The 12593-nt window shown below is 60.8% G+C and carries 10 protein-coding genes; 6 read left to right on the forward strand and 4 right to left on the reverse strand.

Features of this window, described 5'->3' with window-relative positions; genetic code table 11:
- Positions 1-195 precede the first annotated feature (195 nt).
- From bioB to FHT93_RS26710, 5 genes are read left to right on the forward strand one after another with little or no spacing between them, the layout of a single operon-like run.
- Positions 196-1164 (forward strand): biotin synthase BioB, encoded by a 969-nt coding sequence (gene bioB, locus FHT93_RS26690; RefSeq protein WP_183850280.1) that lies wholly within the window; start codon positions 196-198, stop codon positions 1162-1164.
- Positions 1161-2303, forward strand: coding sequence for an 8-amino-7-oxononanoate synthase (locus FHT93_RS26695; RefSeq protein WP_348649809.1), 1143 nt, complete (start codon positions 1161-1163; stop codon positions 2301-2303). Before bioB ends, FHT93_RS26695 begins: the two co-directional genes overlap by 4 nt.
- Positions 2300-2938 (forward strand): dethiobiotin synthase, encoded by a 639-nt coding sequence (bioD, locus tag FHT93_RS26700; RefSeq protein ID WP_112545392.1) that lies wholly within the window; start codon positions 2300-2302, stop codon positions 2936-2938. The genes FHT93_RS26695 and bioD overlap by 4 nt, the downstream gene beginning before the upstream one ends.
- On the forward strand, positions 2935-4206 hold the full coding sequence (locus tag FHT93_RS26705; RefSeq protein WP_183850282.1) for an adenosylmethionine--8-amino-7-oxononanoate transaminase: 1272 nt from the start codon (positions 2935-2937) through the stop codon (positions 4204-4206). The genes bioD and FHT93_RS26705 overlap by 4 nt, the downstream gene beginning before the upstream one ends.
- Positions 4203-5189: a beta-ketoacyl-ACP synthase III gene (locus tag FHT93_RS26710; protein WP_183850284.1), complete on the forward strand. Its 987-nt coding sequence runs from the start codon at positions 4203-4205 to the stop codon at positions 5187-5189. The genes FHT93_RS26705 and FHT93_RS26710 overlap by 4 nt, the downstream gene beginning before the upstream one ends.
- A gap of 60 nt (positions 5190-5249) precedes the next feature.
- Here FHT93_RS26710 and FHT93_RS26715 read toward each other — a convergent pair whose 3' ends face one another.
- The 4 genes from FHT93_RS26715 to FHT93_RS26730 all read right to left on the reverse strand — a co-directional run bounded on the left by FHT93_RS26715 (position 5250) and on the right by FHT93_RS26730 (position 11165).
- Positions 5250-6575 (reverse strand): acetyl-CoA hydrolase/transferase family protein, encoded by a 1326-nt coding sequence (locus FHT93_RS26715; RefSeq protein ID WP_183850286.1) that lies wholly within the window; start codon positions 6573-6575, stop codon positions 5250-5252.
- Positions 6576-6978: 403 nt separating this feature from the next.
- Complete coding sequence (locus FHT93_RS26720) at positions 6979-9123, reverse strand: methyl-accepting chemotaxis protein (RefSeq protein WP_183850288.1); 2145 nt, start codon at positions 9121-9123, stop codon at positions 6979-6981.
- 16 nt (positions 9124-9139) lie between these two features.
- Positions 9140-10069, reverse strand: a complete 930-nt coding sequence (locus tag FHT93_RS26725; RefSeq protein WP_183850290.1) for a substrate-binding domain-containing protein — start codon at positions 10067-10069, stop codon at positions 9140-9142.
- Between the two features lie 304 nt (positions 10070-10373).
- Positions 10374-11165 carry a GntR family transcriptional regulator gene (locus FHT93_RS26730; RefSeq protein WP_112970434.1) on the reverse strand — a complete coding sequence of 264 codons (792 nt, stop codon included), beginning with the start codon at positions 11163-11165 and terminating at the stop codon, positions 10374-10376.
- Between the two features lie 169 nt (positions 11166-11334).
- On the opposite strand from FHT93_RS26730, the gene FHT93_RS26735 reads away from it, so the two are divergent.
- Positions 11335-12591, forward strand: coding sequence for an ABC transporter substrate-binding protein (locus tag FHT93_RS26735; protein WP_183850292.1), 1257 nt, complete (start codon positions 11335-11337; stop codon positions 12589-12591).
- Positions 12592-12593: the final 2 nt, after the last annotated feature.

The following is a 12593-nucleotide window of genomic DNA, read 5'->3' on the forward strand; positions in this document are numbered from 1 at the left end:
TATCCGAGTTGCGCAATCAAGTTCCCCCTCAAAAAGCACAGGCTGGCACGTACGACGGACGTTCGGCACCGATAGTTTCGCTCAATTGTTTCCGAATTGCTCTTGCAAAATTATCGATAAAAATATTTTCTATCCATAATTTGAATCGGAGGGACGGAAAAAGTGGAAAAAAGCGATCAAACTTCTGAATTTTTGATGATTTCTGCATCGCGCCCATCAGGCATCTCGCTGGACGACGCCAAAATAATCTATAATTTGCCGTTTAGCGATCTGCTCTTCCGTGCCCAAACCATTCACCGCGCACATTTCGACCCCAACGCCGTGCAGATGAGCCGTCTTTTGTCGATCAAGACGGGTGGATGCGCTGAGGATTGCGGGTATTGCAGTCAGTCCGCCCACTACCCGACCGGCCTGAAGGCCTCGAAGCTGATGGAAGTCGAGCGCGTTCTCACCGAGGCGCGTAAAGCCAAGGATGCGGGGGCGACCCGCTACTGTATGGGGGCGGCCTGGCGCAGCCCGAAGGACCGCGACATGGACACGCTGGTCGCCATGGTCGAGGGTGTGAAAGCGCTCGGTATGGAAAGCTGCATGACGCTCGGCATGTTGACTGAGCGTCAGGCAGGCGAACTCGCGGAAGCTGGCCTCGACTACTACAACCATAACATCGACACGTCCGAGCGCTTCTATTCGGAGATCATCACCACCCGAAGCTTTGAAGATCGGCTCGATACGCTGGAAACGGTGCGCATGGCCGGCATCAAGGTGTGTGCCGGGGGGATCCTGGGCATGGGCGAGACGGTCGATGACCGGATCTCCATGCTGCTGACGCTGGCAAACCTGCCCGTGCCGCCGGAAAGCGTGCCGATCAACCAGCTCATCCCCATTCCCGGTTCGAAGCTGGCAGACGCGGAACCTGTCGATCCGATCGATTTCGTGCGAACGATCGCACTCGCGCGCATCCTGATGCCAGCCTCGCATCTACGCCTTTCGGCCGGACGCACCGAGATGAGCGACGAGATGCAGGCGCTCTGTTTCTTCGCGGGCGCCAACTCCATCTTTGTTGGCGACACGCTGCTGACCGCAGACAATCCCGGCGACGATCACGACACGGCGCTCTTCCGCCGTCTCGGCCTTTCTCCGATGCCGCTGGAGCCGGCGGTGTGACGGCGATACTTTCGGACTATACCGCCACGCTGGAGGGCCTGCGGCGCAAGGCGCGGCTGCGCAGCCTGGCGCCGCAGCGTGGCATGGACTTTACCTCGAACGATTTTCTTGCACTTGCGGGCGCCCCGCGCCTCAAGGCGGCGATCATGGCGGCGATGGAAAGGGGCGTTCCGCCGGGCGCAGGCGGATCGCGTCTGCTGCGTGGCAACCATTCCGAACACGAGGCGCTGGAAGTGGAAGCCGCCGAGTTTTTCAGCACGGAACGCGTGCTTTATTTCGGCAGCGGCTACGCCGCCAATTCCGCACTTTTCTCGACCTTGCCCCGGCGCGAAGATCTGATTGTGCACGATGCCCTCATTCATGCGAGCGCCCATGAGGGCCTTGCAGCGAGCAAGGCAGCGTCCGTCAGCGCCGAACACAACGATGCAAACACCTTCGATGAGGCGATCCGAAACTGGCGCCGGAAGGGCGGCAGGGGGCGTCCCTGGATTGCGGTCGAGAGCCTCTATTCCATGGACGGCGACAGAGCGCCGCTCGCCGCCCTCGCCGATATTGCCGAACGCCACGAGGGCTTCCTGGTAATCGACGAGGCCCATGCCACCGGCGTTTTCGGCAGAAACGGCAGAGGATTGGCGACGGGGTTGGAAGGCCGAGACAACGTGCTTGCCCTGCATACTTGCGGCAAGGCGCTGGGCGTTTCCGGAGCCCTGCTTGCGGTCCCCCGCGTGCTTGCCGACTATCTCGTCAATCGTGCCCGCGCCTTCATCTATTCCACCGCCCCCTCACCTCTCATGGCGGCGGGCGTGCGCGAGGCCTTGCGCATGCTCGATGACGAACCCGGGCGTCGCGAGGCCCTCGAACGCTTGGTCGCTTTTGTCGGCCATGGATTGAGAAGCCGATTCGGCATGGAACCGAGCGGCTCGCAGATCCAGCCGGTCGTTATCGGCGACAACGCGCGTGCGCTACGAATTGCCGACACTCTTCAGGCTCAGGGGTTCGACATCCGCGCGATCCGTCCGCCAACCGTCCCGGAAGGTACGGCGCGCCTGCGCCTCTCGATTACGCTCAATGTCGGTCAGGAGCAGATTGAGAGCATGCTGGATTGCCTTGCCGACGCCATGGAGAAACACAGGAAATGACCGCCCGTTTCGTGATAACCGGCACGGATACCGGGATCGGCAAAACCGTGTTCGCCGCGGCGCTAGCGGGTGCACTCAACGCCCGATACTGGAAGCCCGTGCAATCCGGACTGGAGGACGAGACGGACAGCGACACCGTCGTCCGGCTGAGCGGCCTGCCGTCCGACCATATCCTGCCGGAGACCTATCGGCTTTCCACCCCGGTCTCGCCGCATCTTTCGGCGCGCCTCGATGGTGTCGAGATAGACGCTGCCAGGCTTGAGCCTCCGGAATGCGACGGTCCGTTGATTATCGAGGGGGCTGGTGGCCTGCTGGTCCCACTCACGAAAGAAACGGTCTTTGCCGATGTCTTCGCCCGCTGGCGCATTCCCGTCATTCTCTGTGCGCGAACGTCGCTCGGCACCATCAATCATACGCTCCTGTCCATCGAGGCGCTGCGCAGCCGTGACATTCCCATTTTTGGTGTCGCTTTCATCGGACCGGAAAATGCCGACAGCCAGGCGACCATCGCCACTATCGGGCAAGTTAAGGCGCTGGGGCGATTGCCGCTGCTGGAAAACTTGACTGCTGAAACACTGCGCCGCGCCTTTCACGAGCACTTCGACATTGCCTCCCTGATGGAGGCACGCGCGTGACCCCCTCGCCCGTCTGGCATCCCTTCACACAGCATGCCCTGGAACCGCCGATGAAGCGCATCGTCGCGACCGAAGGCGCATATCTGTTCGACGAGGACGGCAACCGCATACTCGACGCGATCTCGTCATGGTGGGTGATAACTCATGGCCATCGCCATCCCGCCATCATGGCAGGAATCCGCGAGGCGACAGAAGCCTACGACCAGATCATCTTCGCCGAATTTACCCATGAACCCGCAGAACTTCTCGCTGAACGCCTGCTCGCCTTCGCACCCTCTGGATTGAAACACGTCTTCTATTCGGACAGCGGGTCGACGGCCGTCGAGGTGGCGATCAAGATGGCGCTCGGCACGTTCCACAATCGCGGCATTGCGCGTGATCGCATCGTCGTGATGGAACATGGCTACCATGGCGACACGATCGGCGCGATGTCCGCCGGAGAGCGCGGCGTGTTCAACGCCCCCTTCGAGCCGCTGCTCTTCGGCGTCGACCGCCTCCCCTTTCCCGAACCCGGTCGGGAGCAGAAAACGCTCGATGCGTTCGAAACCATCTGCCGTTCGGGAAAAGTCGCCGCTATCCTGATCGAACCGTTGGTGCTCGGCGCCGGCGGGATGAAATTCTACGGGAGCGCGGTCCTCTCCGCCTTGAAGGAAATCGCCGGCCGGCACGGCTGCCTGTTCATTGCCGATGAGGTCATGACCGGCTGGGGTCGCACCGGAACGCGTTTTGCCTGCGAACAGGCGGGCGTGGCGCCCGATATCCTCTGCACATCGAAGGGTCTGACCGGAGGCACCCTGCCGCTGGCAGCCACCCTTTGCACCGCCGAGATTTTCGAGGCTCATCTGTCTCGCGATCGGCGCAAGACCTTTTTCCATTCGAGCTCCTATACCGCTAACGCAATCGCCTGTGCGGCGGCTGTCGCCAATCTGCAGGTCTGGCACGATGAACCGGTGGAAACCCGGATTACCGAACTTGCTGTGCTGCACGCCAAGCATCTGCAGCGCTTCCAGACCGACGCGAGATTTGTAAACGTCAGGCAATGCGGGACGATCGCCGCCCTTGATCTTGCTGTGCCGTCCGGCGGCTATCTCGCCGAAGTGGGGCCGCGCCTGCGCAGGCTGTTTCGCGAACGAGGGCTGCTTCTGCGCCCGCTCGGAAACGTCATCTATCTGATGCCACCCTATTGCACGAGCGCCGAGGATATCGCTGTCGCCTATGACGCGATCGATGAAGTCGCCTCGCTCGTTCTCGAGGAAACTGTGTCGTGACGCCCCTCTCCTCCCGGCTCGCCGGATTCGGTCACGCAGTTCCATCCCGCATTGTCCACAATGCGGAAATCGAAAGCCGGCTCGGCCTTGAGGAGGGCTGGATCGAAAGGCGCACCGGCATCCGATCCCGCCATTGGGCAACCGATGGGGATACATTGAGCGGCCTTGCCGCCGAAGCCGGGAAAATGGCCCTTGAGGATGCTGCGATTGCGCCGGGCGAGATCGCCATGATCCTGCTCGCCACCTCGACGCCGGACCATCTCTTGCCGCCCTCGGCGCCGCTGCTGGCACACAAGCTCGGTTTAAAAAATTCCGGAGCCATCGATCTTGCCGGAGCCTGCTCCGGCTTTCTCTACGCGCTGACACTGGCAGACGGCTTCGTGCGAGCACATGGCCGAGCAGTGCTGGTCGTGGCCGCCAATATTCTCAGCCGCCGCATCAACCCGGCGGAACGCGCCAGCGCCGTTCTGTTTGCCGATGGCGCCGGCGCGGTCGTGCTTGTCCCATGCAGCAACGGTCAAAGCGGCCTCAAGGCAGCCGTCCTGGCTTCGGATGGGAGTGGCTATGATCTCATCACCATACCGTCCGGCGGCAGTAACAGGCCCTTCTCTTCCGAAACCGCAGCAGACCAGGTGCTGATGACGATGCGCGATGGGCGCGAGGTCTTCTCGCGTGCTGTCGAATTGATGACACGCACCTCGCGCCAGGCGATCAACGAGGCCACCGCAACGATCTCCACCATCGATCGCTTCATTCCGCACCAGGCCAATGCCCGCCTCTGCGACGCGGTTCGCCACAATCTCGAATTGGAAGAAAGCAAGCTTGTGAGCACGATTGCGGAATTCGGCAACTCTTCGGCTGCGACCATTCCGCTCTCCCTTTCAGTTGAGAATCGCCGCAAACCATTCAAACCCGGAGAGCGCCTTCTCATGGCCGCCGCCGGTGCGGGCCTGGCGGGTGGGGCTGTCGTCCTTGCGGTCTGAACCGCGCGGTGAAGATGCACACCTGTATTGAAGCCGATGATCGTTCGAGGAGCGACAGGGCTAGCAGAGGCCCGTCTCACGGGTTGCCCGCTCGAGCCCTTCACGAAAATCGGGGTGGGCCAGGCCAATCAGTGCGCTCGCCCGCTCGGCGACGGACTTACCCTTCAGGTTCGCCCATCCATATTCCGTAACGACGATATGGGTGTCGTTGCGCGATGTCGTCACCGGTCCGGTCAGCGTCGGAACGATACGCGAAAGCGTGCCATTCGCCGCAGTTGAATGACAGGCGATGATCGATCGTCCCCCGCGAGAGGCATAAGCACCGCGCACGAAATCAACCTGGCCGCCGGACGCACTGAATTGCCGTCCGTTCACGAACTCGGAATTGCACGCGCCGTTCAAATCGATCTGTAGCGTCGCGTTGACCGATACGACCCGATCATTCCGTGCGATGACGAAGGGATTGTTCACGTAATCGACCGGATAGGCCTCGACTGACGGATTGTTGTCCAGGAAGTCGTAAAGCGCCTGATCTCCCAGTGCGAAGGTGAATATGGACCGCCCGGCATGTGTCTGCTTGCGACTGTTGTCGACCACGCCCACTTTGACCAGGCTGGCAAGACCCGGCGTCATCATTTCCGTATGGATGCCAAGGTGGCGATGTCGAGAAAGTCCCGAGCATACGGCATCGGGAAGAGCTCCAATGCCCATCTGCAGGCAATCGCCATCGTCCACCAGACCAGCAATGATCGCTCCGATGGCGTCGTCGACCTCGTTGCGAGGGGCGGCGGGCAATATCGGCAGGCTGATGTTGTTTTCAACAAGTGCCGTCGCGCTTGATACGGGGATCATGCAATCGCCGCGCACGTAAGGCATATTGCTATTGACTTCGAGGATCAGGCGAAGTCCGGGTTTTCGCGATATTGTCAGGGCATAATCGGTGCTGGCGCCAAGGCTGAAATTGCCATCTTCATCCATCCGAGAAACGGTTGCAATCAACGTATCCACGCCGACATGCTCGATCATGGAGCGTGGCACCTGACTGAAATGACACGGCACCAGATCGACGGCGGGCAACGCCTCCGCCAATCTCCTCTTGTCGAGCGCACGCTCGACGCCCGAATGAAAGTAACTCATCGGGACGATCAGGTCACGCAATTCGAAATCGAATACGCTTTTGCCGGCGACGCCGGCGCAAAGCAGATAGTAGAGGCGCACATCCTCGACTGCTCGTGCACGAGCGCGCTCGGCAAGTGCTGCCAGGAGTGCGGGTGGCTGACCGGCGGCGAGCGGCATCGCGACCTTCGCCCCGGACGGGATCATCGTGACCGCCGTCTCCGCAGATGTCAGCAGCGTGCGATATTGCCTCTCATGGATCGTGGTCATTGGGCCCTCCTCCCAGTCCACGCAGCGCGCACGGTTTGAACGCGCACCTCCGCCAAGCCACTATGCGCATTCTACGTCACCAAGGCGAGAGCCTTCATCGCATGGTAATGCCGATTTACATGGTCCAAGCTGTGCGAAGCACCACATGAAACTGACACAAGCCAAAGCCGAACGATAGTGGCGACGTGCGGCTCCTCATTGTTTTAGGCCTACCAATTTCGGGAGCGGCGCGTTCGCACGACAGTCTTGACTAGGACTCCAGCGCCACCGCTTCGGAGAGCTTTTCAGATCCTTTTGATCTTGCGCTGCAATTGGCCTCGCTCGACGATGTCGCGCTCGGCCTGTGGGGCAATTCTGAAGATGACACCTTCATAAACTGCCCCATTGGGAACGACCGAACGCGTCAGGATGCCATCGCATAATGCCGATTTTCTGAGGCGCGAGCGCTGCTTGTCCGGAACCGGTACAGCAATTCCGCGAGGTTCTCCGTTTCCTGTGTCAGGCTCTGAGCTGCGGCCGTGGTTTGTTCCACCATCGCCGCATTTTGCTGTGTCACCTTATCCATCTGGTCGCCGGCGGCCGAGACCTCGCGCAGGCTTGTGGCCTGCTCGCGGGCAGCCGCCGCGATCTCCGCAACCGTCGCATTCATCGCAGTCACCTGCTCGACGATCTGTTCGAGCGAGACACCGGATTCGCCGACCAGTTCGACGCCGGTCTTGACCTGCGTCGAGGAGGTGGAGATCAGTTCCTTGATCTCCCTTGCCGCGTTGGCCGAGCGCTGGGCGAGCTCGCGCACTTCCTGGGCGACGACAGCAAAGCCCTTGCCGGCTTCACCGGCGCGCGCGGCTTCAACGCCAGCATTCAGCGCCAGGAGGTTGGTCTGGAAGGCGATCTCGTCGATGACGCCAATAATGTTGCCGATCTTCGACGAGGAGTTCTGGATTTCCGTCATTGCCGCGATGGCGCGAGAGACGATCTGACCACCCTTTTCCGCGTTGGTGCGGGCGGTTGCCACGACAGACTGGGCGCGGCTGGCGCCTTCCGCCGTTCCGTTGAGGCCGCGGGTGACGTCGCCGAGCGCCGCAACCGTCTCCTCCAGCGAAGCGGCCTGCTGCTCGGTGCGGCGGGCGAGGTCGTTGGAGGCGGTGGAGATTTCCGCAAGGCCCGACCGGATGGTCGTGACCGCGCGAATAACGGCGTCGATTGCTTCTTCCAGGCTTGCGACCGAGTTGTTGAAGTGATCGCGGATCCCGACATAGCGGTGGTCGACTTCGCCAACACGGACGGAGAGATCGCCCTTCGAGAGCGCATCCAGGCCGACCGAAATCTGACGGAAGGCATGCTCCATCACATGGGCATCGCTGAGGCGCTCCGCTTCCTGGCGTAGCCTCTCTTCTTCGGCTGCTAGGCGCGCGCGCTCGGCATTGGCTTCGGCGATCAGCTTGGCGCGACCGGTCTCCTGGAAGACCTTCAGCGAGCGCGCCATGGCACCGAGCTCGTGACGATGCTCGACGCCCTTGATCACGATGGTCTCGTCGCCGCGGGCAAGCCGCTCCATGGACTGCGCCATGCCGCGAACGGCAGAGGAAACCAGGCGGCCGACGAAATAGGAGAGCAGGAGGCCGATGACGATCAACAACCCGCTGATGACCAGCGTCGTGCTGGTCGCGGCAGCGACCGTTGCTTCGACCGAACCGTCCAGGTTCTTCTGCGCGCCGGTCACGGTTACCTGCAGATCCTTGAACGCGCTCGAAATCTTCGGTGCGAGTACGCTGAGCTGCGTCTGACGGATATTGCCGGATGCCTGCAATACTTCCTTCATATCGCCGAGACGGGCTGTGTAATTCTGCATGAGCTGGCCGGCGCCCATCAGGCGTTTCTTCTGCAGCTCGTTCTTGGCAGCCTTGGCTGCGGCATCATTGAGCGCCACCGCTTCGGCGAGCGCTGCCTGCGCCGCATCATAGGCGGCAAAGTCGTTCGAATGCACGAAGCGTTCAGAGAAATAGAGGCTGCGGTTCAAGGCTTCCAGCGTCGCCGCCGTCATGTGCAGCAGAGCCACGTCGTTCTGGCGCCAGGCGCTGCGCATCACATCGTTGAGCGCGATGCTGGTCCAGGGACCGAACTCGGTGACCTTGGAGATCAGCAAATCGCGGCGCGCCTGAAGGGACACGATCTGTTCGAACGCCTTGCCGTAGGCCGTAATGTCCTGACGGATTGCCGCAAGGCCGGATTGCAGGTCCTTGTTGCCGGCAAACCGTGGGTCGTCCGCCTCGAACGCTTTGACGCCGGCGCGGAAGCTGTCGACGACGGCCTGCGTCGGCGTGGAGCGGAAGGCCTCGGCCGACATCTGGATCTCGTGCAGTTGGTCGCTGTAGTCCGAGATCGCCAGGCTCTGACCAGCTGTGGCGCGATAGGAAGCGAAGATGCCGGCAAGACCGCTCATGCCGGAGATGGCGCTGACGGTGAGAAGGCTCATCAGCAGGATCAGCGGCACGAAGCCCGAGGTGATCTGCGCGCGAATGCCGAATTTATTCCAGAAATGCAACATGATAGGCCTCTTATGCTCACTGGCTCTTCGGCAGATATTTGGCGATGTTTTCAGGTGTCACGAGCTCGAAGGGAACGTTGTTTTCCCGGGGCACCTTCTCCTTGTTGGCGAGCTTGACCGCAGCGTCGACCGCAGTAGCCCCCTGCCCGATGGCGCTCTGGAGAATGGTGACGTCAAGATCGCCGGCCTCCATCGCCGCGAGCGCATCGTCCGTCGCGTCGACGCCGGCGACGACGACGTCCTTCATCGGCATGCCAGCCTTCTTCATCGCGTGGATCGCGCCAAGCGCCATCTCGTCGTTGTTGGCGATAACGGCGTCGAACTTGACGCCGGCGGCCAGCCATTCCTGCATCTGCTGGTCCGCATAATCGTGCGACCAATAGGCCGCCTGCCGCTCGACGATTTCGAGGCCCTTGCATTCCGGCGTGGCGATGACGTCAGATATGTCCTGGGTGCGGGCGCGAGCCGCCGCATGGAAGGGTTCGCCCATCAGCACGACGACGCGGCCCTTGCCCTCGAGGAGGGCGCAAACCTGCTTCGTCTCCAGCGTTCCCGACTCCTTCTCGTTGGAAGCGACCACTACCTGATTTTCCGGCAGATCGAGCAGGTTGGAGGGAACATTGTTGATGTAAACAAGCGGAATGCCGGCATCCGCCGCCATCTTCGTCATCTGCGGACCGAGGTCGCCATCGGAGACCGCAAGGATGATCGCGTCGACTTTGTCGGCAATGAGCTTCTGGACCTGCTTCTTCTGCAGCTCATTGTCGCCCTTGGCGTTTTCGGTAACGAGCTTCAGTCCTGATATCGTCTGCCCGTGGCTAACGACGCCGTTCAGCAGCAGCGTTCTGAATTTGTCGAGGTCAGACATCGAGATGCCGATTGTCTGGGCGCTGGCGGCGGAGATCGACATCGCCAAGGTTATGGATGCGAGCGTGGCAGTCTTCACTAAATTCCCTCCGCGATTTGAATTGAGCCGGATCGTTACAAATCTTGGTAAATTTTACCTTTCATTCGCAGAGGGTTGGCCAAGGAATTTAACGGTTAAGATGATTGGCTTCAGGTTCGCAAACAGGGCCATATACGCAAACAGGACAGACCGAGCCGCGTTTGCCGGAAGCTCCGCCTCTGAGAAGCAGGCCGGCCGTCATGTCACGACACAGATCGCCGAAAACCTGAACGATGCGGCTTCTACGCTTTCGCGTTCGCGGGGAACTTCGCATCCAGCCGCCGTGTACTGGGGACAGCGTGGCTCAATACTGCGTGAAATCACCTGATTCTGACTGAAGCAGCGTCAGAGGATAGCGCGCAGGATGATGGACCAGCGCTGTCAGGTTGACCGGGCGGTTGCGATCGTCGAAAGCGATCTGGTCCACGGTGAGAACCGCGGCTGGCGGCGGCAGCTCGAGCATCACAGCCTCCTGATCCGTTGCAAGGCGCGCGCTCAGCGTTGTCTGCCCGCGCTTCGGATGAATCCCATAGCGCTCGCGAAGCTCGGCATAGAGCGACCGGTTGGCAACGGCCCAGTCGAGATCGAGCAGGCCCGGAACGCGTGAAGCCGGTATCCAATCGGTCTGGACGACGGCAGGTATGTTGTCGAGAAGACGAAGCCTCGACAAGAGAACCACTTCGGCGCCAGGCGCCAGGAACAGCGGACGGCTTACCTCAAGCGGCGCATGCACGATGCTCGCCTCGATCAGCTGATGGCCAGGACTTCGCCCGTTCGCTATCGCGATGCTGGTGAAGCTTTTCAGAACCTGCAGTTCGAAGCCGCCGCCACGCTCGGCGACGTAGAGTCCTTTTCCAGGCTGGCTGTGTATCACGCCCTGCTGAATCAATTCGCGGACGGCATGGCGCACCGTGATCCGGCTGACATTGTAGAGATCGACAAGTTCCCGTTCTGACGGCAGCTTGCCGCGCAGCGGCAGTTTGCCATCGCGGATGGACGCCAGAAGTGCTTCGTAGACCTGCCTGTGCAAGGGGCGAGGATCGTTGCGGTCGATGCCGCCCTGTGGCGCGATGAATGATGCCGGCGCTTGCTGCATCTTTGAATCCGATCCTGTGCTGTGTGGAGCACTCTTGCCGTTTTGTATCTTCGACGCAACCGCCGGCAGAGTCCATGTTGACATGACTGGTCATAACCAGTCCTATTGGAAGCAAGGAGACAAAGAGCTCCGCATAATGCCGAAGCGTTATCAACGAAGGGAACAATCGATGCTGAAGAAAAGCCTTGCCGCATTCGCGATATCTGCAGCCCTCTGGGGTAGCAGCGCACATGCCGAAACCATTTCCGTGTTTTGCTCGCCGACGGAATTCGAGCTCTGCACGAACGTTGCCAATGCCTGGAAGGAAAAGACGGGCAATGAGGCCAAGATCAACAAGATGCCCGCGCTTCTCGACGACGCGATCCCAATCTATCAGCAGCTGCTCGCCGCCAAATCCAAGGACGTCGACGTTCTTTTCCTCGATGTGATCTGGCTCGGCATGTTCAAGAGCAACCTGCTCGACCTCAAGACAATGATCCCGCAGGCAGACCAGGATAAGCATTTCGCCTCGACACTCAACGCGGCCAAACTCGACGGCAATCTCATTGCTATGCCGGCCTATATGGACGTCGGGCTCATGTTCTACCGCAAAGACCTGCTCGAAAAATACGGCAAGGCGGCGCCGAAGACCTGGGACGAGCTGGCTGCCACCGCCAAGGAAATTCAGGACAAGGAGAGGGCTGCGGGTTCGGCCGACATGTGGGGCTATGCCTGGCAGGCCAAGAGCTATGAGGGCCTGACCTGCGACGCAATCGAACTTGTTGCTTCCAACGGCGGCGGCACTATCATTTCCGACGATGGAAAGGTGACCATCGACAACCCGCAGGCTGCCGCAGCGCTCGAAAAGGCGAAGGGCTGGATCGGCTCGATCAGCCCCGAGGGTGTCCTCAACTATGATGAGGAGCAGTCGCGCGCCGTCTTCGAATCCGGCAACGCGGTCTTCCACCGCAATTGGCCTTATGTCTGGGGCACCTCACATGAAAAGGGGAGCAATGTTGTCGACAAGGTCGGCGTGATGCCCCTCCCGGTCGGCAAGGAAGGCGAAAAGTCGAGCGGATGCCTTGGCCCGATGTACTACGGCGTCAACAAATACAGCGCCAAGCCCGAGGTCGCGGCCGACTTTGTGAACTTCATCACCGGCCCGGACATGCAGAAGATGCGTGCGCTGAAGGCGGCGCTCAATCCGTCGATCCAGGCGCTTTATAGCGATCCGGAAGTCCTCGAGAAGATACCCTTCCTCAAGGATAACCAGCAGGCTTTTGCCGATAGCGCCGTGCGCCCGTCCGGCTACACCGGTACCAGCTACAACCGCGTGTCGCAGGCTTTCTACCGCTCGGTTCACGACATGCTTTCCGGCGGTGCCGAGGTCAAGTCCAGCCTGACGTCGCTGGCCGGTCGACTTGAGAAACTCAAGGAAAGCCGCTGACG

The organism is Rhizobium sp. BK379, assembly GCF_014193955.1.
Classification (GTDB): Bacteria; Pseudomonadota; Alphaproteobacteria; order Rhizobiales; family Rhizobiaceae; genus Rhizobium.

Bases quoted from the DNA above. Each gene is read 5' to 3' on its own strand.
- bioB (WP_183850280.1), top strand. From the start codon at position 196: ATGATTTCTGCATCGCGCCCATCAGGCATCTCGCTGGACGACGCCAAA.
- bioD (WP_112545392.1), top strand. From the start codon at position 2,300: ATGACCGCCCGTTTCGTGATAACCGGCACGGATACCGGGATCGGCAAA.
- FHT93_RS26715 (WP_183850286.1), bottom strand. From the start codon at position 6,575: ATGACCACGATCCATGAGAGGCAATATCGCACGCTGCTGACATCTGCG.
- FHT93_RS26720 (WP_183850288.1), bottom strand. From the start codon at position 9,123: ATGTTGCATTTCTGGAATAAATTCGGCATTCGCGCGCAGATCACCTCG.
- FHT93_RS26730 (WP_112970434.1), bottom strand. From the start codon at position 11,165: ATGCAGCAAGCGCCGGCATCATTCATCGCGCCACAGGGCGGCATCGAC.
- FHT93_RS26735 (WP_183850292.1), top strand. From the start codon at position 11,335: ATGCTGAAGAAAAGCCTTGCCGCATTCGCGATATCTGCAGCCCTCTGG.